Annotated in this window: 24 protein-coding genes; 7 read left to right on the forward strand and 17 right to left on the reverse strand. The window is 55.6% G+C overall.

Annotated elements, in window-relative coordinates; genetic code table 11:
- Positions 1-16: 16 nt before the first annotated feature.
- The 3 genes from VAE55_RS08000 to fmt all read right to left on the reverse strand — a co-directional run bounded on the left by VAE55_RS08000 (position 17) and on the right by fmt (position 2,425).
- Positions 17-610 carry an SH3 domain-containing protein gene (locus tag VAE55_RS08000; protein ID WP_322815263.1) on the reverse strand — a complete coding sequence of 198 codons (594 nt, stop codon included), beginning with the start codon at positions 608-610 and terminating at the stop codon, positions 17-19.
- 16 nt (positions 611-626) lie between these two features.
- Positions 627-1,061, reverse strand: coding sequence for a hypothetical protein (locus tag VAE55_RS08005; RefSeq protein WP_322815264.1), 435 nt, complete (start codon positions 1,059-1,061; stop codon positions 627-629).
- 431 nt (positions 1,062-1,492) lie between these two features.
- Positions 1,493-2,425: a methionyl-tRNA formyltransferase gene (gene fmt / locus VAE55_RS08010; protein ID WP_322815265.1), complete on the reverse strand. Its 933-nt coding sequence runs from the start codon at positions 2,423-2,425 to the stop codon at positions 1,493-1,495.
- 382 nt (positions 2,426-2,807) lie between these two features.
- Between fmt and VAE55_RS08015 the strand changes: the two genes are divergently transcribed.
- The 5 genes from VAE55_RS08015 to erpA all read left to right on the forward strand — a co-directional run bounded on the left by VAE55_RS08015 (position 2,808) and on the right by erpA (position 7,634).
- Positions 2,808-3,752: an MDR/zinc-dependent alcohol dehydrogenase-like family protein gene (locus tag VAE55_RS08015; RefSeq protein WP_322815266.1), complete on the forward strand. Its 945-nt coding sequence runs from the start codon at positions 2,808-2,810 to the stop codon at positions 3,750-3,752.
- Entirely contained in the window at positions 3,745-4,686 is a 942-nt protein-coding gene (locus VAE55_RS08020; protein ID WP_322815267.1) for a response regulator, read from the forward strand. The genes VAE55_RS08015 and VAE55_RS08020 overlap by 8 nt, the downstream gene beginning before the upstream one ends.
- Before the next feature lie 381 nt (positions 4,687-5,067).
- Positions 5,068-5,283 carry a hypothetical protein gene (locus VAE55_RS08025; protein ID WP_322815268.1) on the forward strand — a complete coding sequence of 72 codons (216 nt, stop codon included), beginning with the start codon at positions 5,068-5,070 and terminating at the stop codon, positions 5,281-5,283.
- 22 nt (positions 5,284-5,305) lie between these two features.
- The gene (locus VAE55_RS08030; protein WP_322815269.1) at positions 5,306-7,069 is read left to right on the forward strand and encodes a heme o synthase; all 1,764 of its coding nucleotides are present in this window, start codon (positions 5,306-5,308) and stop codon (positions 7,067-7,069) included.
- 121 nt (positions 7,070-7,190) lie between these two features.
- Positions 7,191-7,634, forward strand: a complete 444-nt coding sequence (gene erpA, locus VAE55_RS08035; protein WP_322815270.1) for an iron-sulfur cluster insertion protein ErpA — start codon at positions 7,191-7,193, stop codon at positions 7,632-7,634.
- A gap of 386 nt (positions 7,635-8,020) precedes the next feature.
- On the opposite strand, the gene VAE55_RS08040 is transcribed toward erpA, so the two are convergent.
- The 8 genes from VAE55_RS08040 to phnD all read right to left on the reverse strand — a co-directional run bounded on the left by VAE55_RS08040 (position 8,021) and on the right by phnD (position 17,920).
- A complete protein-coding gene (locus VAE55_RS08040) occupies positions 8,021-8,650 on the reverse strand; it encodes an FmdE family protein (protein ID WP_322815271.1) in 630 nt (209 codons plus the stop codon).
- 13 nt (positions 8,651-8,663) lie between these two features.
- Positions 8,664-8,993, reverse strand: a complete 330-nt coding sequence (locus tag VAE55_RS08045) for a carboxymuconolactone decarboxylase family protein (protein ID WP_322815272.1) — start codon at positions 8,991-8,993, stop codon at positions 8,664-8,666.
- 333 nt (positions 8,994-9,326) lie between these two features.
- Positions 9,327-12,587, reverse strand: coding sequence for a molybdopterin-dependent oxidoreductase (locus VAE55_RS08050; protein ID WP_322815273.1), 3,261 nt, complete (start codon positions 12,585-12,587; stop codon positions 9,327-9,329).
- A 52-nt stretch (positions 12,588-12,639) separates the two neighbouring features.
- Positions 12,640-13,785, reverse strand: coding sequence for an NrfD/PsrC family molybdoenzyme membrane anchor subunit (gene nrfD, locus VAE55_RS08055; protein WP_322815274.1), 1,146 nt, complete (start codon positions 13,783-13,785; stop codon positions 12,640-12,642).
- Between the two features lie 11 nt (positions 13,786-13,796).
- Complete coding sequence (locus tag VAE55_RS08060; RefSeq protein WP_322815275.1) at positions 13,797-14,753, reverse strand: 4Fe-4S dicluster domain-containing protein; 957 nt, start codon at positions 14,751-14,753, stop codon at positions 13,797-13,799.
- A gap of 158 nt (positions 14,754-14,911) precedes the next feature.
- Complete coding sequence (locus tag VAE55_RS08065; protein ID WP_322815276.1) at positions 14,912-15,553, reverse strand: response regulator transcription factor; 642 nt, start codon at positions 15,551-15,553, stop codon at positions 14,912-14,914.
- Positions 15,531-17,006: an ATP-binding protein gene (locus VAE55_RS08070; RefSeq protein ID WP_322815277.1), complete on the reverse strand. Its 1,476-nt coding sequence runs from the start codon at positions 17,004-17,006 to the stop codon at positions 15,531-15,533. Before VAE55_RS08070 ends, VAE55_RS08065 begins: the two co-directional genes overlap by 23 nt.
- Positions 17,003-17,920 (reverse strand): phosphate/phosphite/phosphonate ABC transporter substrate-binding protein, encoded by a 918-nt coding sequence (gene phnD, locus VAE55_RS08075; RefSeq protein ID WP_322815278.1) that lies wholly within the window; start codon positions 17,918-17,920, stop codon positions 17,003-17,005. The genes VAE55_RS08070 and phnD overlap by 4 nt, the downstream gene beginning before the upstream one ends.
- Positions 17,921-18,491: 571 nt before the next feature.
- On the opposite strand from phnD, the gene VAE55_RS08080 reads away from it, so the two are divergent.
- Positions 18,492-18,872, forward strand: coding sequence for a hypothetical protein (locus VAE55_RS08080; protein ID WP_322815279.1), 381 nt, complete (start codon positions 18,492-18,494; stop codon positions 18,870-18,872).
- Positions 18,873-18,916: 44 nt separating this feature from the next.
- Here the strand turns inward: VAE55_RS08080 and VAE55_RS08085 are convergent, their stop codons facing one another.
- From VAE55_RS08085 to VAE55_RS08100, 4 genes are all read right to left on the reverse strand, one after another.
- Complete coding sequence (locus VAE55_RS08085) at positions 18,917-19,969, reverse strand: permease (protein ID WP_322815280.1); 1,053 nt, start codon at positions 19,967-19,969, stop codon at positions 18,917-18,919.
- Between the two features lie 92 nt (positions 19,970-20,061).
- Positions 20,062-20,295, reverse strand: coding sequence for a thioredoxin family protein (locus VAE55_RS08090; protein WP_322815281.1), 234 nt, complete (start codon positions 20,293-20,295; stop codon positions 20,062-20,064).
- Between the two features lie 22 nt (positions 20,296-20,317).
- Positions 20,318-20,662: a metalloregulator ArsR/SmtB family transcription factor gene (locus VAE55_RS08095; protein WP_322815282.1), complete on the reverse strand. Its 345-nt coding sequence runs from the start codon at positions 20,660-20,662 to the stop codon at positions 20,318-20,320.
- A 305-nt stretch (positions 20,663-20,967) separates the two neighbouring features.
- Positions 20,968-21,267, reverse strand: coding sequence for a hypothetical protein (locus VAE55_RS08100; RefSeq protein WP_322815283.1), 300 nt, complete (start codon positions 21,265-21,267; stop codon positions 20,968-20,970).
- 416 nt (positions 21,268-21,683) lie between these two features.
- Between VAE55_RS08100 and VAE55_RS08105 the strand changes: the two genes are divergently transcribed.
- Complete coding sequence (locus VAE55_RS08105; RefSeq protein WP_322815284.1) at positions 21,684-22,085, forward strand: heavy metal-responsive transcriptional regulator; 402 nt, start codon at positions 21,684-21,686, stop codon at positions 22,083-22,085.
- Between the two features lie 12 nt (positions 22,086-22,097).
- On the opposite strand, the gene arsJ is transcribed toward VAE55_RS08105, so the two are convergent.
- The gene (arsJ, locus tag VAE55_RS08110; protein WP_322815285.1) at positions 22,098-23,396 is read right to left on the reverse strand and encodes an organoarsenical effux MFS transporter ArsJ; all 1,299 of its coding nucleotides are present in this window, start codon (positions 23,394-23,396) and stop codon (positions 22,098-22,100) included.
- Complete coding sequence (locus VAE55_RS08115) at positions 23,393-24,400, reverse strand: ArsJ-associated glyceraldehyde-3-phosphate dehydrogenase (protein ID WP_322815286.1); 1,008 nt, start codon at positions 24,398-24,400, stop codon at positions 23,393-23,395. The genes arsJ and VAE55_RS08115 overlap by 4 nt, the downstream gene beginning before the upstream one ends.
- Positions 24,401-24,850: the final 450 nt, after the last annotated feature.

A 24,850-nucleotide genomic window follows, 5' to 3' on the forward strand; every position in this document is an offset into this window, starting at 1 on the left:
CGGGTGCGTTGGCGTATCAGGGGGCAACCGGTTCCAGAAAGGTCAGCCCGTCAGGTGTTGCGACAGCGCACCAGCCGCTTTGTGATCCTACCTCAACACGCCACCACGTGTATTTATCAACTTCAACCGGCCCTTCAAGCAGTACCACTTCACGTCCGGCAGGGATGCGTGCAATCACCCGGGCTGTTAGTCCTGGTGAGGCACGTAAACGCAGTGCAGCTTCACCGACATTCACAACAACCGCTCGTTCACCAACTTGTAGGGTTGGTGGACGAGCGGTTGGAATTGGTGTGGGAGAAGGGAGTGGTGTCAGCGTCGGAGGGATTGGTGAAGGGTGCAAGATTGTAGCCACTGTTGTTGGTGATGCTACTGGCTGCGCCACTACAGCCGGACCAATACGTCCAATCAGCCACACCAGTGCAACCAGTACGACCACACCAATGCTACTTATGAGTAATATGCCGACCCGGTTTATACTTGGCCGATTGCGGCGCCGTACCGAGTCGTACCCTTGTCGGTAGTAGTAGTAGTGCTGATAATAGAACGGATTAAATTCACCACGCTCAGCATCAGCAGCACCACGTTCATACATCTCACTCGTGGTTGGCATAAATCCATGTTGAGTACTACCGGGTTAATACCAGGTCTTCGCGTCCCATCTCGCGCAGCATCCGCGGGTATAGGGTGTACATTGGTTCAACAGCAGGTAGCAATTTGAGAATCTTAGGAATCGGTCCTTTTGCAATAATCTGGCGTCGAGCCAGAGCGGTCATCAAATTAATTTTACCATGCCAGAATTGATGAGCAATATCCGCCTTCATACTCATTTCTACATCTGGCTTCAGGTCTACTTCACCCCAAAACACATCGCAAAACGCGCCAGGCTGAGTTGGCGGGTGAGCAGCATCGATGGTGGCAACACCATGTGGTTCTTCGTAGCGGAACTGAATGACGATGCGTCCTTCACAGATGCGGGGTGCAATCTGGGGATCACATTTCACCCGGTCATACAGTTCACCTAAGATTTGACGCAGTTCTACCTCGTCTTTGAAAAATGGCATTGTTCATCTCCCTTTGCCGTCCGTAAATGACGGTGCTGTACTGTAGGAAAATCCTGTGCAAACGATTATACGAGGTTCAGCAGGAGAACGCAAGAGGGTATAACGCATTGCGTTAAAATATTCGAATGGGGAATAGTTACTGAGTCTGTTATGCACTGCCTGTCCTGAACCTGATGCATCGCCGGTTGAGTGCGGATGACCTCTCCGAACGCTGTGTAGGCCGGTGCCTTGGTGGTTGCATATCACACCACAGAGACACGGAGGATACAGAGAGGGTAGCAGCATGCCTTCCGCACGCCGCGCGACACGGGCATCACGGAGCGTAAAAGATGTCTCATCCGGTGCGTAATGTCTCCATGGTATGGATGAAATAGCTTCTACCCATCAGCTAAATGGATTACGGGATAAGTTCTAAGGCGAACAGGCTAGTGCTACTCCCCTAGCCGGATGTCGTCAGCGTGCACGCCGGCCAGCCAAGCCGAGCCACTCATGGGGCGACGACTGGCCGGCTGGACTTCGATCAGCTCAAGTGCATCATTGCCGGTTTGCACCAGTGGATGGCCGCCGCTACTACGCCCGCTAATGGTACCCGGTGCCGTGACACCTTCAGCAGCAACTACCGCTGCTCTGATGATACGCAGTGGTTGACCACGCCAAAAGGTATAAGCACCGGGCCACGGATCGTAAGCCCTCGTCATCCGTTCAATCACAATCGCCGGTAACGACCAATCGATACGACCGTCTGCTTTTTTTAGCATTTTAGTAACGGTCGCCCGACTGTGATCTTGTGGACGAGGCTCAATCTCGCCACGAGCATAGCGTGGTAATACCTGCACCAGCAAATCGGCGCCAATCCGAAAGAGTTCATCGGTCAATTGACCGGTGCGTGCGGTTGGTGGCAGATCGACGACTGCCTGGGCCAGGATCGGTCCGCTATCCATACCGGGATCGAGCAACATAATCGTCACACCGGTTACTGTCTCTCCGGCCAGGATAGCACCGGCTACCGGGGTAGGGCCACGGTACAGCGGCAGCAGAGATGGATGGATATTGAGATACCCCAATGGCGGAATACTCAACACAGCCCGGCGCAGAATTTCACCGTATGCAGCGACGATCCCAACGTCTGGTTGCAGAGCGCTTAACGTCTCAACCACTGTCGGATCGCGCAGTGTCTCTGGTTGGAGCACCGGCAGATTATGGGCCAGTGCCGCAATCTTCACCGGTGGCGGTGTTAGCCGGCGTTCACGACCGGCCGGTCGGTCTGGTTGCGTCACAACGCCGACAACCTCATATCCGGCGATAACCACTGCCTCTAGGGCGTGGACGGCGAATGATGGACTTCCCAAAAATAAAACACGCATGTCAATCCTTTTCAGCTAGAAATCGCTACAGAATAACAGAGGTGAACACAATAAATTAAGCAGCTTTATATCTGCTATTGCTAAGTCTGAATGTACTGTCTTACCTGTAGGGTGGTCTCTAGCGTACTGCTGTTCGGGCAGTCATCTCTGACCTTTCAATGTATCAGACAGTAGCTCTGCCTGTTGACTTCGCAACAATTGTTGAACGGCTAGCTTGCAATCCTTGCTTTCAAACGTCTGATAACACAACGCAGGTATCGCCGAGCGATCTGCATCGTGGTATGGATAGGGTCATTCTCCTCGCCTTGATTTCATAACATCGCGAGGAGTAGCATATGGTATAATAGCGCACGATGTCATTAAATGTAAAGACAACATTGTTATGCAAGCAATTTTTTTCAATGGTGACCTGCAATATACTACCGATTATCCTGACCCCGTTCGTCAGCCTGGCGAGGCCTTAATTCGCCCGCACCTGGTCGGTATCTGCAACACCGATTTGGAGATCACTCGTGGCTACATGAATTTTCACGGCGTACTCGGTCATGAGTTTGTCGGTACCGTTGTTGCTTGTGACGATCCGTCCTGGCAAGGGAAGCGTGTTGTAGGTGAGATTAATGCGGCCTGTCGCCGCTGCCCCACCTGTTTGCGCGGCGATGTCAGCCATTGTCCACAACGCACAACACTTGGTATCTACCGGCGTGATGGAGCGATGGCCGACCTGTTTACGCTACCCGAGTCCTGCTTGCACGAAGTGCCGGCCTCGGTGAATGATGAAGCTGCGGTCTTCACCGAACCGCTGGCAGCCGCCCTCGAAATCGTCGAACAGAGCCATATCCGTCCAACCGAGCGGGTTGCTGTCATAGGTGACGGCAAACTCGGTGCGATGATTGTTCAGGTTCTCCGTCTCACCGGTTGTGAACTCACACTGATCGGTCGGCATCCCGAACGGTGGAATGTTTACCGTCAGCAGGGAATAACCTGTATGCGCAGTACAGAACTTCCCAGCACCCCATTTGATGTTGTCGTCGATTGTACTGGTAATCCATCCGGATTGAATATCGCACGACAAATCATTCGTCCACGTGGGCGATTAATCTTGAAGAGCACCTTTGCTGCCGAGACTCAGCTTAACCTTAGTATGGTGGTAGTTGATGAGATACAATTGATTGGCTCGCGCTGTGGGCCATTTGCGCCCGCACTACGCTTACTAGAACGGGGATTGATTATCACAACTCCCTTGATCAGTGCCCGTTATCCACTTGCTCGAGGTTTACAAGCGTTTGCCGCAGCTTCCGGCCAACTCAAGGTTTTGCTCAGTGTCTGAAGAAGTTCATCTGCCAATAGTTCTTTTCGCCGACGACGACCCCCATATTCGTACCTTGCTCAGTGATACATTGACGCAAGCCGGTTTCGCTGTACTGGCTGCTGAAGATGGGTTGTCGTTGATTCAAATTGCCCAAGAGCAGTTACCCGACATTATTCTCATTGATCTGATGCTCCCAGGCGTCGATGGTTACGAGGCCATTCGGCAACTGCGTAATGATACCCGTACTGCCCATCTGCCGATCATTATTGTGACTGCACGTACCAATCCATCTGATGTTGTTATCGGTTTTGATACCGGTGCCGATGATTACATAACCAAACCGTTCAACGATGCAGAGCTTGTGGCACGTATTCGTTCGTTACTGCGGCGTGTAACGAAGCGGCCAGTTCGTAACCCATTGACCGGTTTGCCCGGTAATGTGCTCATTGGTGAGGAAGTTCGCTACCGCCTTCAGCGTGGTGAACCATTTACCTTACTTTACACAGACATCAACGAATTCAAGGCGTTTAACGACAAGTATGGCTTTGCCCGCGGTGATCAGGTAATTCGCCTGGTAGCCCAACTTTGCGAGCAGGCACAACAATTCTTTACCCCTCATGCTATCTTTGTCGGCCACATAGGCGGTGATGATTTTGTATTGCTCTGTCCGAGTACAGTTGCTGCTGACCTGGCGCGGTGGCTGGTTGATCAATTTGAACAGGCAGCATTATCGCTCTACGATGAGGAAGATCGCCAACGCGGCTACCTGGTCGGGTATGATCGAGCCGGTAATTTGCGCCATATTCCACTGGCTACGATGGCAGTTGGTGGGGTTTCGAGCCGCCTGGATGCGACCGTTGATGAATTGTCACGGGAAGCAGCAGCCATGAAACACGCGGCCAAGGTCTTTGGTACCAGTGCAGTCATCATTGATCATGTGCGCCTGCGCTAATTGATGGTCTCTCCAGGGGCAGCACGGGCATCAGCCTGTGCTCCTTGTGCTGTGTAACTTGGCGGGTAATCTATCCACACAGCCAATCTTCAGTGCCGACTCCATGTGTGGACAGAAAGTCACAAGTCGATGTCTCCTGTATTGCGTGTTCGGGATTATCCTGCTATCACGGCAATGACGTCTCCACTATTGCACTACCAGAGTTTATGAACAGTGCATCCTCACATCAATAGTTAACAGATCTCAACCGGATTGAGCGCTTTCTGGTGCGATAGAAGGCGATCCGTTGTTGAAATGTTCATTGTTGTCGCAAATCAGGGCATGGTATAATTCCACCGGCGTTATTATCGTGAAAGAATCCACGAATATTAGGTTACTGCAATGATTGCCTGGTTTATTTTCTGGCTTGCAGCGATTGTAGCTATCGGTGGTCAAATTCCGTTGATTTTTGCCGCGTGGCGTCTGTATCGGCAACCATTCCAGCAGGCACCGGCCAACGTACCGCGCAGCGATGGCCGGGCAGATTTGGGGTGGACGATTCTCACTGCGCTGGCGACGCTGGCGCTGTTTGGTGCTGCGTATCTGGCTTTGCCGTGAACGGGATGAGCGTGAGGAGTGTATGGCAGCGCGTTCTCTCATACGAATCTTGCTTGTTGGCGTAAGCTTAACGCTGGCCACAATCATCTCAGGTGCATTGGTCACTATCTCGGCCAGTGCAACCGTCTGTTCGTCGTGGCCTTTGTGTCTGGAAGAACTGGTACAGAGCCAGAATCCATTGGTCTGGATTGCCCTCTTCCACCGACTGTTCGTTGCACTGGCACTGCTGGCTGTGTTCGCCGGTCTGGTAGCTGTCTGGCGGTCATCGGACACTGCCGGGTTACCGCGCATAACGGCAGGTGTCGCCGCCGCATTCTTTCTCTTACAGGCTCTGGCAGGCGCGTTGCTGGTCTGGGGCGTTCCGGCGATGGTAGCCGATGTCTGGCACTTGAGTGGCGCGTTACTGGCGTTCGGGGCGCAAAGCCTCACCATTGCCCTCATCGCCGTGCCAACGCCGGCCACACCAGAGCGACTGGCCGGGCGAGCGGCACAGATGCAGCGTCGTCTGCGCAGTCTGGCGTGGTGGTCAGCAGCCGCTGCCGGGGTTGCGGCCCTGGCTATCGGTGCACGTAGCGTTGTTCCCAGCTTCGGGATGATGACGGCGGTGCCGACGAATAGCGTTAGTGCTGTAGGCTTTGCCGCTTTGCTGTCGGTGTGGATGGCACTGGAAGCACGACGTCGGCTACGACCCGTCGCTGAGACCCCGGCATCGGCGCTGGCCTTGCCGCGCTATAGCCTGTTCCTGCCGGTACTGGCTTTGCTTGCCCTCTTTGGTATCTTCATCCCAGTGGCTGGTCATCTGATCAGTCTGACGGCCATGGCGCTCCTTTGGGCCGGTACGATCATAGCTGCCGTGATCCTGCAACGGGTACCATTCTCATATGCAACCGCTACCGCAGGTGTGCGTTCGCAGCCGGCCTGGAGAACAGTTGTAGCCGACTATATCAGCCTGACCAAGCCCAAAGTTATTTCGCTGCTCCTGGTTACCACCCTGACCACCATGTTCATCACCGAAGCCGGTCTTCCATCGTGGTGGCTAGTGATCTGGACAATGATCGGTGGGTATCTGGCTGCCGGTGGTGCGGGGGCGATCAATTGTGCCTTCGACAGCGATATTGACATCAACATGGGGCGCACCAGCCGGCGTCCGGTACCGAGTGGTCGCATCTCGCGGCGGGCGGCGTTCGTTTTCGGTTTGCTGTTGAGCGTGCTATCGATCATTGTGCTCTGGGTCTTCACCACACCGCTGGCAGCCTTCTTCGCCTTGCTGGGCATCATCTACTACGCCTGGTTCTATACGGGCTGGCTCAAACGATCAACCTGGCAAAACATCATCATTGGTGGTGGTGCCGGCGCCATTCCGCCACTCGTAGGCTGGACGGCAGTAACCGGTTCGGTCAGCCTGATGGCAGTCGTGCTGTTTGCGATCATCTTCTACTGGACTCCACCCCATTTCTGGGCGTTAGCCCTGGTGAAGCAGAAGGATTATGCTCGAGCCGGAGTACCAATGTTGCCGGTTGTGGCCGGTGAAGCCGAAACGCGCTGGCAAATTCTGGTCTACTCGGCAATCATGATGGCGGTATCGTTGTTACCGGTAGCGATTGGGGCCATGAGCTGGATCTATCTCATCGGGGCAGTTGTGCTGGGTCTACGCTTTATGCGCGATGCCTGGGCCGTGTGGCGTGTGGGTGACCAGACAGCGATCTGGGGTCTGTACAAATACTCGTTGCTCTACTTGGCACTCTTGTTTGCCGTGATGGTGGCCGACCGCCTGATCATCGGCTAGCCTGACCTGGTGCCTACTTTTGAAAGATAGTACTAGCATTTTCTGCCAACATCGTGTATACTGCACATATTGAAGGATGCAAGCTCTTCAGCGCCTGTATATTACGGTCAAGGAGTAGTCCATGACAACGGTTGATCTCAATCAGATCACATCCCAACTGACCATCCCACAACCGCTGCTGACCATCAGCGAAGCGGCGAGTAGCCGTCTGCTCAAGATGATGCAGGAAAAAGAACTGGAAGGCTATGCCTTGCGCGTGTTTGTTGCTGGTGGCGGTTGTTCGGGTCTCCAGTACGGTATGACTTTCGACGACGAGGTACGCGAAGGCGACAACGAGTTTTATGCTGGCAATCTGCGGGTCTTGGTTGACCCAATCAGCGCACAATATCTGTTTGGTGCATCAATTGATTTTGTCGATACGCTGATGGGTGGCGGCTTCAAGATTGACAACCCGAATGCAGTTTCCTCTTGCGGTTGTGGCCACTCATTCCGTGCCCGCGATACCGACTACAGCGAAGACGATGAGGATGCGCCGGTCGGTGGATGCAGTGCGTGTGGGGCGTAGGCGCAGCATCTGGCAGTCTAAATTCTTTACTTAAATCTCCTCATCTTCATAAAGATGAGGAGATTTTGTGTTTCATTAAACCGGGTAATCTCTGGCAGGACATGAAGGGGCGGGTTCTTCAGCCGCCCCTTTCATCTGTCTGGGTATTGCGATTAGTTGACCATGCTGTTGTTCACCGGGAACGTGCATGTCGTATGTTTGGATGGTGTAGTGTGCTCGACATATATGGCATGCCGTTCCACAGTGCAGTCCTCTGTGCTGTACCGCGAATATGCGTAGCAGCAATAGTTTTACCCTGAACAAAATCGTTATTTGTTCACATTCGTGCTCTTGTATCTGATCTCTACTCGAAGTCGGCCTTCCTGTGTTTACAACGATTGACCTCTTTACCCGGTAATCGTGTAATACCCCTCCCCCCCACACGTCCGACACAGGGTTTGGCCGTCACGAACCACTTCTCGAGCATTGATGATCTCTTCGCCGCAGTGGTCGCAGGTAGTCCGTAAACCGTTGCGGCTGATGATTGCCTTGAGGTCAACGGTCAGGGTTACCGGTTGGGCGATGAGGAGATCGGTTAGTGGCATCAATTGATAGGCGATTAGATACGCATGCCAGCGGCTGCGGGCGTTGGGTGCGTACTGTCGGGCCAGATTACGCACGTTGGGTCGCGACGCAATGCGGAATGCCTGCCCGGTTTGGGTGTCTACGAAGGTTGCCGCGACTTTGCCTTCGTCCATCAGGCGCATCGTGCGGCGCCCCAACCAGCAACCAGTCGTTACGCTTACACCGTCGGCAAAGCAGCCGTCGGTTTCGACAAAGGTGTAGAGGCGTTTGTTCTTTTGGGGGAGGTTTAGTCCCAGCAGTTCACCAGCGTACATGCCCATGCGGGCGCCAAGCACCTGGCGTGGGCAGAGATGACGGTGCATTGCCGATGACTGGCGGAGAAAGTCGGCTAATGGGGCAGGGGCAACGAGCAGTTCCAGCGATGTGGTATCGATCAGTTCATCAACCGACACGGTCGTTCCTCCTCTAGCTTTGCGGTGATATTGCCTGGTGTAGTGCAGTACGTGCCCAATGCAGTGCCATCATCATTGTTGGGAAGCCAAGTGTGGTTATACCCATGATCAGGGTGTGTTCAATCTCTGCCGCAGTTGCGCCTGCTGCCAGCGCACGATGCACATGGGAATGGACGGCACCCTCTGAGCCGAGTGCGGCTGCCATTGCCAGTTTGACCAGTTCGCGGGTTTTGGCGTCGAGTGGGCCGGCCTCGGCTGCTGCTGCACCCAGTTGTTCGTATACGCCGGCTACCGTTGGGTAGTCTTGCAAAAAGGTACGGTACGCTTCGGGCAGTTGACTCATGATAACCTCCCAGGTGTGCTGTATACGTTGCGATCCTATGCCAGTTGCACACACTGATGATGCAGAACGGGCATAGATGATTCATTGCGCTGGCCGGTTTCGTTTACGTGCGCAGTGATCTCTGCGATTACGTTCCATACCCGGCACAGGACAATGCGCTCTTACCAGTACCATAGCACGTAGCATTCACAAACCGTTTTGGGTTTTCAAGAATAGATGTATGATACCAGATTTATCTGAAATGAAGATGCGACACACGTTCGTGGTGTGTCGCACCCGCTTATCCCTGCCTTCCTGTATCGTGTCACGGTTAAAGAGTGCCACCTCTGTGTGTTAACCAACTCGCTCCAGTTTCACCCTGGTGTCGTAGAAGACAGCACTGCCGCCAACCAGATCACTCAGGGTTACATTGCCCAGCACCGGATCAACGCGCATGGCAGCATTGGCGTGAATGCCGGCAGCCCGGCGGGGGTCGGCGGGGATGGTGACGCCGTCAATAACGATGTCGCTGGCGCCGCTGGCGAAGTGGCCCCAACCGAGCGGGAAGGAGATGACACCAGGGCGGATACCCTCGATCACCTTCACTTTGCCGATCATCGGTTTGCGCGTACCGTTCTGCAAATCCCAGACTTCGTCGGGGTTGCTGGCCGAGCTGATGCGTACCCGATCACCGTTGCGTAGACCGAGACGCTCGGCATCGAGGCGGTTGATCAGGATGGCGTTTTCGGGCATTAGGGCGAGGAGCCAGTAGTCGGCAATGCCACGCGCCTTCGCCATCATTACCTCTTTGTAGGTGACCAGGTGCAGATCGTAACCTTCATCAACGATTGGCGTGCCGTCGGCAGCCAAACCAGCCGGGATGTAGGTCGGGTAGCCGATCAGGTGATCGCCGGTCATGGAGTTGATGGTGGTTGCCGTCTTCTCTTGATACAGGTTGATCTGTTTGGCGTATGGGTTGCCGGCTAGATCACCCTTCCAGCCCTTCTCGTAAGCCTGGTAGCGGCCACCACGGTTGAGAACGTAGACCGTTTGTCGCCAAAGCTGTTCGTCGTTGCCGATGGCGGCACGCCATTTGGCTTCATCAAACACGCTCGGCGGCAGGAAGCGCCGTGCCCGGCGGAAGACCTCTAATTCGGCATCGTCGGCTGGAGGTACGCCATCGCTGCCGTCTTCCTTCTCGCCGAAGGCGATGTTGGCCGTCAGTTTCAGGTAGAGGTGTTCGGGCCGGGTGAAGGGGATGCCTTCGCCAAAACCGTTCGGACCGAAGCCGGGTAGTTCGAGCCGCTCGGCAATCGCGAGTACCAGCGCCTCGAAGCTGAGCGGAATCTCTTCGCCGAAGACCTTGACGGTTGGCCAGTTTGGTAAGCTGATCGCAGGCTGGCGAATGTTTTCCACCTTCCACGGGACGTTGGGGTGTGAGCCGTGGAATTCCCAGCGCTCAAGGAAGCTCAGGTCAGGGAAGATGTAGTCGGCATAGGTGCTGGTTTCGCCAACCATGATGTCGCTGGTGATGATCAGCGGGATTTTCTTCGGGTCGGCCAGTATCTCGATGGTCGTCTGCGCCGCCGGCAAGGCGTAATTGATGGCCGACATGTAGAACATGGCGACTTTGATCTGGTACGGATAGGCATCACCCATCGAGGGGATGTCTTCCTGGTAAACATCGGTCGCCAGCGGGAACCATGGTCGGCGCGCCGGATAGCCGTTGAATAGCGTTGATTTTTCGTAGGCGGTATTGGTGCGCAGCAGGTCGATGCCAAATGGGACGTTGGCGCCATTCGTCATCTTATCAACCTCAAACGGCCCCTTTGCCTTCGTACCCAGTCGGTCGTAGGTTGAAGCCTTGATCAACCCGCCACGGTGGTCGAAGTTGCCGATCAGGGCATTGAGGGTGTAGAAGACGAAATTGGTGTAGAAGCCGTTGGTGTGTTGCGATGGGCCACGGTGAATGTCGGCCACCGCACGTGTTCCGTGGCTGGTAAATTCGTAAGCGATCTCGATGATGTCTTCCGCTTTCACATCGGCAATCGCCGCCCATTCCTCAATGGTATGTGTGCTGGCTGCCTCGTAGATCACCTGCAAGCCACTCTTCACCGCGATGTCATTCAGTTCAGTATCGACGAGGAGATCACCCATCACCGGTGCGGCTTCGGGATCGTTCGGATCGATGGGTGTCGGTACGCCGTTGACCAGCGCGACGAAAGGATCGAAGCTGAAGCGCGTGCCATCAGCCGTCACATACGCTTTCGTCTTCTTCCCTTCGGCATCGGTCTCTTCAACGACAGTCGTCAATCCAATCTCACTGGCACGGAGGAACTTGCTCGGTACGCCGTCTTTGACCTTCACCAGCCAGGTGGCATTCGTCCAGCTCGGTTCGCCGTTGGCGGCAGCGGCGGCTTTGTTGGCAGCGGCGAGGAAACGGGTATTGTAGCGCTGCTGTTCGATGATCCAGCGGATCATTGCCATTGCGAAGGCGGCGTCGGTGCCCGGTTTGATTGGTAGCCATTTCCAGGCTTTGCTGGCCAGTTTGCTCAAGCGTGGATCGAGTACGACATACCGCAGCCGACTGTTGATCACGCCTTGCGTAATGCGTGGTGATTGTGGAGTGGGGCCGTAGTTGGCTTCAAAGTGGTTGGTACCGACAAAGATGACGAATTCGGCGTTGCCCAAATCGGCCTGCCAGTAGAATTTCTGGCCGCCACTGAATTTGCCGGTCTTGGGATCGAACTGCTCGCTCATCGCTTTGCCGGTGAAATAGAGCGATCCCTGACAAACGGTGGTGTGGCCGTTGGCATTTACTGAACCGAAGCCTTTCTTGACGAAGCGTTGCACGAGGTCGCCACGACCGTTCTTCAACCGTCCCCAAACGAAGGCGAATTGATTGTTCTTTGGCCCCAGATCGGGATGGTCAGGATCGATCAGCACATCGAGATGGTCGGCGAAGTCGCGTTTGAATTGCTCGACGAGGGCCGGTTTCTCTTCCGGCTTAGCGGCTAAAATTGCATTGATCGCGTTTGCCATCTCTTTGGCCAGTTTGGCGTCCTTGAGGGCATAGAGCGCGCGCAGCCCTTCTACCGGCCCTTCGCCGAACAGATTGCCACCTTCCACAATCTCAGTAATTGCCTGGTCGAAGTCAATGGTGATCCATTGGCCGCCACCGCGCGGTGTGCCCGGTTTGCGTTTGAGCACCCGCATCAGTCGGTACGGGTCGTAGGCGGTCTGGATACCGGCATGACCTTTCGGGCAAAGGGCGCCATTGATGGGGCCGCTGGCACTAATTGGGGTGCTGAAAGGTAATGGTGGTTCCATTGTCCACGGGCTGTACGGATTGCCTTCCAGCTTGGCTGCGACGCCATCGATCAGTTTGACTTTGAGACCACAGCCGGTATTGCATTGCAGACAGACCGTCTGGATGGAGTTGGCCGCATCGACGAGCGGCAGTTCGAGTGCCGGTGCTTCGCCGCGAGCCAGGCCGGCCAGCGGGCCAAAGCCGAGGAGCGCAGCGCCGCCACCGAGCAGAGCCGAAGTCTTGAGAAAGTCGCGTCGACTCATGCTTTGGTTGGTGCGAGTGGATGTTTCAGGTTGCCGTTTCATATCAACACTCCTGTCGTTGGGGCAGGGGATAACGACCAATGATACGTGTCATCTAATCGGCAGCGCTACTTGCTTCCGTTGGCAGACGATTGAAGAGCGGTAATCGATCTGTACCGATCAGGAACCCGATGGTTGCAGCACCGACGATACCCGCCGTAACCGCCCATTCCATCAAACTGGGGCTGTAGGTGAAGCTCAGATGTGGGCCGTGGAACGCTTCACCCAGACCTTGCAGTTCGGGCAGGCTGAGGGCCGGGAAGATGATGTTGGCACGTGCTACCGCCAGGCCGATCAGCACACATACACCCATCAAACCGGCAGCAAAGCCGCTCTGTCCAACCGGCATAGTCAGCACGATAAGCGGGATCAGCATGCCGAGACCGAGTTGCAACAGCCAGAATGCCCAGCCGTAGGGGCCAAACAGGACGAGATGGATCGCTGCTGCGCCGTGGCTACTGTTTTGGTAGAGGGCTTGCGAGACATCGCTCCAGAGGTAGTAGCCTTTTACCAGCAAAAGCACGACCATCGCCAGGCTGAGAATGCGTAACTGTTGCGAGCGGCGTGGATCGCGGAGTGGGCCGAACCAGCCGATGGCGATCAGCATTAGTGCCACACCAGAGGTGAGGTTGAAGACGGGGAACTGCGCCGGTAAGTTGCTGACGTGCCAACTGATCCGGTTTTGGTTGACACCGAGCAGGGCGCCGATCCCACCACTGAGGAAGATGGCGAGAATAAGGCCAATCGCCATCACCGGCTTTAACCAGCGTGAGGGTTGTGGTCGTAAACTGAGCCAGAGGCTGATCACAACGATACCCAAAAAGATGGTGTAGCCCCAAACCAGTTGCGCCATAACCGAACCGAAATTGGGCTGGAGATAGACTTTCCAGATGCGCGTCATGTGACCGAGGTCAAGGCCGATTGCTACCAGCCCTGCCGGCATTGCCACCAGCGATCCCCAGAGTGCCATGCGTCCGCTCCCACGGAAGATCGGCAGCTCGAAGAGCAGATCGAGGGTTGCCAGCATAAAGGCTCCGGTTGCTACCCCGGCGAAGAACATATACAGCGCTACCCATAGTCCCCAGACAACGTATGAGCCGTAATTGGCATGCATATGACCGTAGACAAGGCGGTCGTACAATCCCCACAGGCCGACGAGCAGGCCAAGGGTGCCGGCGAGATAGAGGAGTCGCTTAAGCATAGGTCTGCTCCTCACTGCAAATAGTAGACACGCGGCTCGGTGCCGAGGTCTTCTTTCAACCGCATGACATTGGGTTTGGCAATCAGTTCGCTAACCAGGCTATCGGGATCATTGGCATCACCAAAGAACGTGGCGCGCCCGATGCAGGTCGTGACACAGGCCGGGAGTTGACCGTTGAGTACCCGGTGCATGCAGAAGTGGCATTTACGCACGTTCCCAACCGGCGAGTCGTGGAGATCGCGCCGTGCGTGGGCTTTGCCGTACTCGAAGGTGGTGACCGTCTCGTAGGTCGCTGCCTGATCGGCGCCAAACATGACGCCAGGACTGGTCGTGTCGGCGGCATAGGTGTACCCGAAATCGAAGGTGCGCGCACCATACGGACACGCAGCAATACAGGCACGGCAGCCAATGCACTGCTCGTAGTCTACTTCGACGACGCCGTGCTCGTTGGTGAAGGTTGCCGAGACCGGGCAAACCCCCGTGCATGGTGGATTGTCGCACTGCATACAGGGTCGGGGAATGAAGCGGCGCGTGACATTGGGGTAGCGACCGATCTCTTCGTCGATTACCGGTCGGTAGACCACGCCAGGTGGCAGTTTGTTCTCGGCCACGCAGGCGATGGTGCAACCGTGACAGCCGACGCAGGCACGGAGATCAATCACCATCACCCAACGGCGTTCGGCGACCGGTTTGGTGAGTGCCCGTAGCAGTTCGGCCCGCATCCGCTCCAGATGATCGAGGGGTGTACCGCTCACTTTGGCTGCACGGAGGCGTGCAATCTCGGCTTCGTAAGCGGCCAGGGCTTCTTCGGGCGACAGCACATCGATAGTGTCGGCTGATTTCCCGGTGCTGGCAGGGAGACCTGCCTGTACCGAAGCTGCAGCGAGGGCACCGGCGCCGGCTACCAGTGCACCGAGCAAACCTCTTCGGCTTACCGGGGTTAAGGGGATGGTTGGTTGCCGGGTCATAGTCCAGGCTCCTTGTACTAATGCGGATTGCTTATCTACGGCATTCCTGCTAATCTCACTCTACATCTGTGCTAACACCGCCGGTAGCGGGAAAAGTCAGGTTATTGGTCGGCTTGTGTCAGGATTTTCCCGACAGCCATTGTCCGCTTGCAACCGGATCAGGTCGGTGTTAACAGGTTATGGTTGAGCGCGTACTGCACTAGCGCCGCCCGCGAGCGCAGGCCAAGTTTCTCCATACCACGGGTGCGATAGGTTTCGACCGTTTTGGGACTGAGGCTCAATTGTTCGGCAATCTCGGTGGCAGTGTAACCACGGGCGACCAGCAAGAGAACTTCGCGTTCGCGCTCGCTCAGACTTTCCCAGGGACTCAGAGCCGGTGTCTGTGGGAGCAAATCCTCTAGTAACTGACGGGTTAGCGCTGGATGGATGTAAAGTTCCCCGCGCAGAACTGCCCGAATCGCCGCAATCAGCTCGGCGTCAGCAGCCCGCTTCAGAACATAGCCGTTGGCACCAGCAGCCAGAGCCTGTCGCACGTACCCTTCGTCATCGTGCATGGTCAGCACCAGGATGCGACTGTGCGGAGCTACTGTGCGCAAGGCTGGAATGGCTGCCAGACCACTGCTCCCGGTCAGGCTGAGATCGAGCAGGATCAGATCGGGCTGGAGAGTAGTGGCCTGCACCACGGCTGTCCGTACATCTTCCGCCTCGCCGATAACGCGCAGATCGGCTTGCCCGTCGAACAGAAGCCGTAAACCGGCACGCAGCACAGCGTGATCATCAACCAAGAGAATGCTGCTCATAGCACTCCTCATGCCTAGTCGTTAAAGGAATTTCCACGTACAACGTGGTGCCACCACCGGGGGCCGACTCGATGATCAGCTGGCCGTTCAAAAGCGCTGCCCGTTCACGGATGCCGTTCAACCCCAGATGACCGTCACCGTGCAGGGCATTCGGATCAAAACCACATCCGTCATCCTCAATGATCGCACGCACCCGATCGGCACGACGTTCAATCACGACGCTGGCGGTAGTCGCATTGGCATGCCGGATGACGTTCGTTAATCCCTCTTGTACAATCCGGTATAGTGCTGTCTCTACCACCGGATCGAGGCGGAAATCATCTAACCCCGGTAGTGCCAGATCAATGATCAAACCACTGCGAGCACGACACTCGGCTACATACCGTTGCAGGGCGGCCGCCAATCCCAGATCGTCAAGCACGCTTGGCCGTAGTTGTCGGGCCAGTGCATGGAGATCGTTGAGAATTTGCCCGACGATGCTCCGCAGATCATCTACCTGTTGCGTAATTTCTGGCGAGCGGTGGCGGTCGGTGAGCGAGCGTAAGCCGACCAGCAATGAAGTCAGAGCCTGACTGGTGCTATCGTGCAGTTCACGGGCGATCCGCTTACGTTCCTCTTCCTGAGCGGTAATAATTTGCGTGACATACTGAGCACGTAGATGTTCACGTTCGGCCCGTTCACGCTCAGCCTGCGCCAGCGCCTCACTCATCGCGTTAAACGCATCGGTGAGCTGTCCAATTTCATCGTTGGCCCAACGTTGGGCACGCTGACTGAAATCACCGAGTGCAACTGCCTTAGTGAGTGCTACCAGTTGTAAGATGGGTCTGGTCAGAAGCCAGGTCAGAAACGCTGCGGCAGTGATGCCGATAGCTGCCGCCATGATGGTGGTGATTAACAACTGTCCGGTGACGGCAGCAACCGTTTGTTCACGGGCGGCCAGCGAGAGGCCGACTCGGGCGATACCGGCACGACCGTCGAACATGGGCACTGCCGTATCCCAAATGTCACCTTCATTCGTTGCCAGCAGCACACTGCGATGATGTTCTTGCGCTGTTACCGTGTTGGCATCGCGCAAACCGACCGGAAAGCCGCTGCCAAAGGTGTGCGCGGCAATCGTGCCCTCTGAATCAATGATGAAAGCGTAGCGTACATCAGGGTTATTCTCCTGGGTGTCTCGCAACAGACGGAATAACCCGTAATAATCGCGCATCAGCACCAAATCGGTAGAGCGGGCGGCAACGTCGCGGGCAATGGCAATTGACCGTTCGTGCGTTTGTACCGTGAGCGTGTGATCCAGTAGTATCCGTACCTCGATGGTAGCAGCCACTCCCATCAAGACAACCAGTCCCAGCACGATACCCAGAATTTTGGCGCGAATATTTACCGAGCCGACAATCTGCCATAGCGTTGTCGTCCACCGTACAACCTGATGTGGCAAGAACCCTGCGTTCATGGCGATACCAGTCCTACTCGTGAGCGTAGTAGCCGGGCACTGGCGTAGGCTGCATCGTCGATCATGACGAAGCGATCAATGCCTAACGACTCCAGGGCAGTTTGGGCCAGGGGTGAAGGATCGTCAGCCATGCCCAGCAGAATATTTTGCAGCTCAGCACGCAACTGAGGCCGGACTCCCGGTCCAACCACAACTGGTGGAATACCGAACGGTGGTGAGGTGTAGATCACTTTTACCTGCTCACGTAGTTCGGGATGCCGGGATAGGGCAAAGTGGAACACCAGACTGTCAACGGCGGCACCATCGGCGAGGCCGTTAGCCACTGCTTCGATAGCCGCATCGTGACTGTAGGTGAAGAACGTATCCTGGAAAAAGCTCTCTGGCCTATCACCCAGCTCTTGCACCAGGGCCGTTGGGTAGACGCGCCCGCTAAACGACGTTGGATCAGTAAAGGCAAAGACCTTACCACGCAGATCGGCTATAGAACGGGCCGGGCTATCCGTCGGTACAATCAGGAGCGAATGGTACGTTGTTTCACCGTTGACCTGGGGGGCAACCAGCAGACTCATCCCGTAGCGGTCACGTCCATCAATGTAGGCACTGGTACAGACAAACGCAACATCGACTTCATTACGCCCGATCAACTCGTTCGTTTCGGTGTAGGTACGGCGCTGGATCAAGGTTACTTCACGGCCAAGCCGGGTGCTCAGGTAATCGAGCAGCGGCTGGTAGCTCTGCACCGTTCCCTGGGCTGAAATGACCGATGCCACCGATACCCGCAGGGGTGGTGACGTTACCGGCGTGGGCATTGGCAGTGGTTGCAGATCGTCAAGCTGGATGATAGAGGTTGTCGTGCGCTGGCAACTACTGATCCCAAGCAGTATGATGAAGATGATGAACAGATAATATTTCATAACTTGTCACTATGTCATTCTTTGTGACAAAGCGATCATATCATTTGCCTCTTGCCTGATACAGAAAGAGATCGTAACTGTTGGTTGATATTCGGCACGTGCATCGTTGATAACCTTCGGGAAGGTCTGCCTAAATGATAGCGGGCGCGGTGCTGAAACATGCCCAATCCGCGCCGTTCTGCCCGCCAGAGAGTGCGGCAGTGCTGACGCCACAGATGCTGTGTGATCGAATCTGGCGCTCGTAGGCGCGAGCGGCAATATCAAATCTGGGAGCGTTGGGAATGCGCACCGCCGGCTGGCTGATCTGGAAGCGCTGGGAGCGCGAGCCGCCGGCTGGCTTATCACCTGTTACATTCCACCGTACCTGCTGCTAACGGCATTATACACCCCTCAACCAACTCACGACAGCGAGCCGTCTGGCATTAGTGGTTCCCGCCTCCAGCGGGGGCGGGTAAGGGTGGAGGCGTGTCGCAAACCTCTGGGAATGCGCACTGCATAGGTCTTGATATAGGGTATGCTGTGAATATAATAACAACCAAATGCTCGTAATCAAACCATACCAGGAGGGCGTATGTCGGGTAGCCAGTTTGGCCGACGGCAGATACTGTCAATTATTGCCGGTGGTTACGGTGGTCTGCTTTGCGCGTTTGGTGCACTGCTCATCTTTTTTGGGTTAGTCAACTATTCGGCAGTTGGATTAGGTGGATTGGCGGCATTTCTGGCGATCATCTTTAGCGTGCCGATCATCCTGTTTGCGGTTGTGTTGATCGTTGCGGCTATCGGCTTGTGGAACAACCGACCCTGGGCACGGATTTTGCTGATGGTGTTGGCCGTTATCCATCTTGCGATAGCCGTGAGCATGATTTCGCTTGGCGATCTCTGGCCGATTTCACTGCTCGGTATTGCCCTGTCGGTAGGAATATTCTGGTTTGTGCGAGGTCTTCAGGATTGAACAGAGAGGTGTGATGGCCACGCCTCTCTACTGCTATATCGCGATTACATTAGTAGATTAAACAGATAGCCGACCAGGATGATCCCGCTGGCCACGACACCGACAAATGTCGCGATCAGCGGTAGCCTGAGCACACGTCGCAAAATGATCAGCTCTGGCAGGCTTAGCGCTACTACGGCCATCATAAAGGCCAGCACCGTGCCGAGAGCGGCCCCTTTCGCCATCAGAGCCTGGACGACCGGAATGACACCGGCGGCGTTCGAGTATAGCGGAACGCCAAGCAAAACTCCCATCGGCACCGACCACCACGCTTCACGACCCAGGATGCCGGCCAGCGCATCTTCGGGAACGTAGCCGTGAATGCCGGCTCCAACCGCAATCCCAAGTACGACGAAGAGCCAGACCTTCCCGACAATCTCACGTGTGTTCTCCCAGGCCATGGCAAACCGGTCTGACCACGTTGGCGTCGCCAGCGCAACCGTACCGTTGCCCCCTTTAATCTGCCAGACAAAGTCTTCGACATACCGTTCGAGATGCAGGCGTCCGATCACAATCCCGGCCAGAATAGCGATACTCATCCCGGCGACCAGATAGAGGAGAGCGACCTGCCAGCCAAACAAGCCGAAGAGCATGACCAGCGCCACCTCGTTAACCATTGGTGCGGCAATCAGAAAGGAAAAGGTGACCCCAAGCGGAATGCCGGCCTCAACAAAACCGATGAAGAGCGGTACCGCCGAGCATGAACAAAATGGAGTCAGTACACCCAAACCGGCTGCCAGGATATTACCAACCCCTTCCCGTTTGCCTCCCAGTAACTCGCGGGTGCGTTCCGGGCTGAAGAACGAGCGGATCGTGCTGATCAGAAAGATCATACCGCTCAAGAGTAAAAGGATTTTCGGCACATCGTATAGGAAGAAGGCAACTGCCTCACCCAGATGGGAACCCTCTTGCAAGCCAATGACCTGGAAGGTGAGCCAGTTTGCCAGCGGTTGTATCAGATTATACGCGACCAGCCAGGCTGCGGCTCCGCCAATTACCAGTAGCCATATCCGCCAGGCCGGACGACGATCAGCGGTTGGTGAAATGGTTTGTGCCATGATGCTATTCTCCATAAGATATGCAAGTTTTTGCATATCCCAGGTTGAGAAAAGGCGGGTCGTGGCATCACCCGCTCGTGCTTGATGAACGTTTATCTCAACCAGCCGGCAATCTCCTCTTCCGAGGGAACGCGTCCGGCGGCCACCAGGACATCGTTTACCACCAGTCCCGGCGTGCGCATCACGTTCCAGCGCATAATCTGCGCGTAATCGGTGACCTTTTCGATCTCGGCTTCCAGTTGATGCTGGCGAATGACATTCCGTACACGCTCTTCCAGCTTACGACAATTGGCGCATCCCGGTCCTAAAACTTTAACGTTGACCATAGATTGTGCTCCTGTAACAGTTCTATGCGGTTGGTGCCGTGCAACGCGGACATGAACAACGTACCGTCGTCGGCGTTACCAATTCAGTCTCACCTACCAGGGTGCGGGCCACATCGAGAATGGTGAATACACCGCGATGCCCGATGCGGTAGTAGATGTTCGGCCCTTCGCGCCGATCTCGGATCAGACCCGCTTTACGCAACACAGCCAGTTGCTGCGACACATACGCCTGCCGTAGCCCAAGCACGGCTTCAATGTGGCAGACACATGCCTCGCCCTCGCGCAGAATGTCGAGGATCTGAATACGAACCGGATGCATGAGAGCCTTGAACAGGTGTGCCTGTTTGACGGTCGTTGTTGTTTTCATAGCTCTTATTATACTCAATTTCTTGAATGTTTGAGTTGCAAAACCTTCATCTTATCCACGCTTCAAACAACTATAGTAGCATACGTGCGTTCAGACACGCTTCGTAACAGTCAGTGTGCCTCGGTGTTGGCTGTGTTCGGTGTCTTTGAACTTATTTCATAAAAGCGCTGCGGTCGTGCTACCATCGCGCAGGCTTATAAATGCTTGCCTATCACGAGAGACAGTATATCCTGTTCTCAGTCTGCCGGTATGGCAGCGAAGATGGCTGACGACCATCTCCAGAGCCATCACGCGCTGGATTGGGATTAGTTACCTTTCCCGCTCGTCATGCGCGTGTCGCGGAGTTTGGAGTGCGGCAGCCATGCTGCCGCATCAGCCGTACTCACGATCAGGCGAGTGTTATGCCGTTGACCCTGCTGGTCATGAGGATGCGGTGTGTGTTCGTCACGATCACGGAGTCGGTCAGTCGTTAATGAGATAACCCAGGTTGCCACCAATGCTGTGAGCAGGCCATGGAGACTGACTGCCGGGATGAACAGCACGACATTGCGCGTAACGCCGTGGGCGTACTTGCATAAACGATGTGGCGAGCATCCAGTTCCCATCGACGCGCTACGTTACGTCTCACGGCAGCATCTCAGATCATACCCATCCTCTGTGTTCTCCGTGCCTCTGTGGTGAAAAAGGTAGCAACTTGGGTTAATGAGATAACTTCTGTCATTCGGTTTCCTATTCCGATCCAGTAAGATGTGCTATAGTGTGCGTATCGTTGCTCCCTTGCGCACAGGTAACGAGATGACAGGCTAACGCCACCGTCTCCTGAACCGCACATGTGGCGAACAGAGATGCTCACCGGTCGGCACAGCGTGGATAGCGTGATGTGAAGTGCGGAAGTCATGCTTCCACGCTCCACGTGCTTGATACCAGGCGCAGGTGTGACGGTGTCATGTGTGTTCTCGTCACGATCATCCGGCTTAGCGATGACCTCTCCTGACAAGTCAATGCTCTTTTGAGGTGCGTGATGATGCGTATTGGTGAACTTGCCCGCCAAACCGGTGTATCGGTTAAAACCATTCGTTTTTACGAGCAGGTTGGGGTATTGCCACCCCCGTCGCGGATGGAGAACAATTATCGGCTCTATTCACCAGATACGGTTGATCGCTTACGCTTCATTATTCATGCGCGCAGCCTGGGCCTTTCATTACGCGAGATCACTGCTATTCTCGCGCTAAGTGATCGCGGCGAACCCCCGTGCGGTGAGATGCTTGCATCCCTGGATCGGCAAATTGCAGCTATCAATCAGCGTATTGCCGATCTTCAGGAACTGCGTGCTGCGCTGATCGCTCTTCGTCAGTGCGGCAATCAGGCCGCGACACCCTGGACCGATTGCATCTGTGCGCTGGTGCGGGATCGCCAGGTATGAGCGATCCCGCGTCTATTCCTCTACCTTCCACGTGCCGACGACCGTGCGTGTTGGCGTTGGTAAGCGGATCGACAACAAACCGGCGATTAAAATGAAACCAGCCGATGCCCACAGGCATGCGATCAGGCCACCAAATGGATTGCTCTGCATTCCCCACTGATAGAGTGCGCCAGAGAGAACTGTGCCGGTGAGGCGCCCTAGGGCATTTGCCATATAGTAGAAGCCAACGTTCATTGCTACTTTGGCATCGTCGGCGTAAGCCAGGATCAGGTAGCTGTGTACAGCCGAATTCAGGGCAAAGATGACTCCAAAGGCGAGCAAACCACCAACTACACTCAGCGTTGGGGCCAGACCCGCATGCAGTGCGATGGCAATCCCTGCCGGGAAGGCTGCCAGCACGAAGGCCAGCCACATAGCGGTACGTCCGTCCGGGGCCTGGGCATTGGCGATACGCCGCCGAATGAGGGTCGGTGTGGAAGCCTGCACAAAGCCGTAGCCGATAGTCCAGGCAGCCATAAAGCCACCCGCCAGCCAGAAATCCCAGCCTAAAACGGTGATGAAGAAGACCGGCAATCCGACCACAAACCAGACATCGCGCGCCCCGAAGAGAAAAATGCGAGCTGCCGCCAGCAGATTGACCGCCCGGTTCGGCGAGAAGATCTGCTTGAATTTGGCTTTCTTGTTGGCAATACCCAGGTCGCCACTGATTGTGCTCACCGCACCAACCAGGGCCGTCAGCACCAGCACTACCAGCATGATCAGAGCAGTCTGGAAGCCGAATAGACTGAGCAACAGTGCACCGACGAAGAAGCCCAGTCCCTTGATCGCATTCTTCGAGCCGGTCAACACACTGACCCAGCGGTAAAGCTGACCTTCACCGGTGCCGGCCACCAGCTTTACCGCACTCTTCGACGACATCTTGGTCAGGTCTTTGGCGATCCCCGACAATGCCTGTGCCGCCATCACGTATGGCACAACCAGCAGTGAAGGTGGGGCAAAAGCCAGCATACTCAGTGCAACTAGTTGGGTTGCCAGGCCGAGAAACAGCGTCAGCTTGAGACCAAAGCGTGCACCGAGGTAGCCGCCAAAGAGATTGGTGATCACGCCAAAAATTTCGTAGAACAGAAAAAGCGAGGCCACTGCAAACGGCGAATAGCCGAGCTGAGCAAAGTAAAACAAGACTAGCATCCGAATCGCGCCATCGGTGAGCGTATCGGCCCAGTAGGCGATTGTTACCAGCACATAGTTACGGCGGTCGGCGCGCTGTTGGGTCAGGGTCGCCGATGCCTCAGTGGAAGGCGTTGTTTTCATAAGAGCAGGGCAACCTTTCGCGCTAATTCCACATGCCGATTGGCGTATCCCCATTCATTGTCGTACCAGGCGTAAATCTTCACCTGCGTCTCGTTAGTAACTATCGTGCACAGCGAGTCGACAATCGCCGAATGTGGATTGCCGAGGAAGTCAATCGACACCAGCGGGCGCGTCTCATACGCGAGAATCCCCTTTAGCGCACCCTCTGCCGCTGCCTGTAACAATCCGTTCACCTCGGCAACAGTTGTCGGACGGCGTACCTCGAAGACGCAATCGGTGAGCGATGCGTTCAGCAACGGCACCCGTACCGCCTGCCCGTCGAGTTTGCCCTGCAATTCAGGAAAGATCAGACCGATAGCGGTTGCCGAGCCGGTTGTAGTGGGGATGAGTGACAGACTAGCCGCTCGTGCCCGCCGCAAATCTTTGTGTGGACGGTCGTGTACGGTTTGGGTGTTAGTCGAGCTGTGAATGGTTGTGATCATGCCATGACGAATGCCAATCCCTTCGTGGATTACTTTCACAATCGGTGCCAGACAGTTGGTCGTACACGAGGCGGCCGTCAGCAGGTGATGGCGATCTGGCTCATACCAGTGATCGTTCACCCCCATGACCACATTCAGCGCCTCACCCTTTACCGGCGCCGCCACAATCACCTTCTTCACCCCAGCGCCGAAATAGGCTGCCAATTGCTCCACAGTGCGGAACTTACCGGTTGCTTCAAGCACGATGTCAACGCCGGCATCTGCCCATGGCACAGCACCGGGATCGCGAATCTGACTGTAACCAATCGTTTTGCCATCGATCAGCAACTGACTGCCTTCACCGTGCACCTCGACCGACCACCGCCCCTGCGTCGAATCAAAGCTGAGGAGATGCGCTGCGGTAGCGGCATCACCGCCAATCTCGTTAATATGGACGATATCAAGTTCGGGCCATGCCCATGCCGCCCGTAGCGCGAGCCGTCCAATTCGCCCGAACCCGTTGATCCCTACGCGCACTGCCATGATATGCTCCTGATTTATATCATTCTGAATTGATGTAATTGTACGAGATGCCGGGCCATCTGACAAGGGGATATTTGTAAGCCATACGTGTCCGATAAAGGAGCTACAGCGGGCTGGTTTCGTAAATCTACAAACATGCTCTGGTGTGAAGTGCGGCTAGCCTGCTGCCGTGAAGGTACCTGTAGCGCCGGCGCCTGGCTCGCCGGCATGGAGTGCGGCAGCCATGCTGCCGCGCAGACATCGCTCAGAGGCACGCGGTCACTTGAAACGCCAGCCCATCCGAATATGGAGTGCGGCAGCCATGCTGCTGCGCAGACATCGCTCAGAGGCACGCGGTCACTTGAAACGCCCGCCCATCCGAATATGGAGTGCGGAAGCCATGCTGCCGCGCAGACATTGCTCGGATGCACGAGGTCATCTGAAACGCCCGCCCCTGCCTCGCCGGTATGG

This window comes from Chloroflexus sp. (assembly GCF_034432675.1).
Taxonomy (GTDB): domain Bacteria; phylum Chloroflexota; class Chloroflexia; order Chloroflexales; family Chloroflexaceae; genus Chloroflexus.